At 65.1% G+C, this 381-nt stretch carries 1 protein-coding gene; it reads right to left on the bottom strand.

The features are described from left to right. Positions 1 to 381 (bottom strand): contractile injection system protein, VgrG/Pvc8 family (locus tag ACTJK9_RS29595; protein ID WP_440817868.1); only part of this gene is annotated, 381 nt, incomplete at both ends.

The following is a 381-nucleotide window of genomic DNA, read 5'->3' as shown; positions in this document are numbered from 1 at the left end:
GCGGGGCCGGTGACGATGGCGGTCTGGCTGCCGAGGACTTTCGGTTTCGGGTGTTCGAGGGCAGGGCGGTAGTGGGCGTCCCACGGGGTGGCCACGAAGCTGTTGCGGTAGCCCTGGTGGAAATCGCTCTTGTTGTCGGTGACGTCGCTGGTGACGTTTTCGCCCAGCACTTGCGGCTGTTTGCCTTCGTGGAAGACTTCCAGCAGCAGCCACAAATCGTTCCACTCGGCGCGCGGGTGTTCGGCCAGGGTCATGAAGTGGCCGCTGGTCAGGGTCGGTTCGTCACCTTTGCCTTCGGCGAGTTTGTAGTCGCTGCGATGGCGTTCCAGCGCGCGGGTCGAGAGGAACTTGCCGCGCTCGCGCGTGGTGAAACGGCCGGGG

The sequence above is a fragment of the Pseudomonas sp. 22082 genome (assembly GCF_052046055.1).
Taxonomy (GTDB): Bacteria; Pseudomonadota; Gammaproteobacteria; order Pseudomonadales; family Pseudomonadaceae; genus Aquipseudomonas; species Aquipseudomonas pharyngis.
The sequence above is the reverse complement of the archived record's forward strand: the minus strand, read 5'-3'. Positions and strand labels throughout refer to the sequence as shown.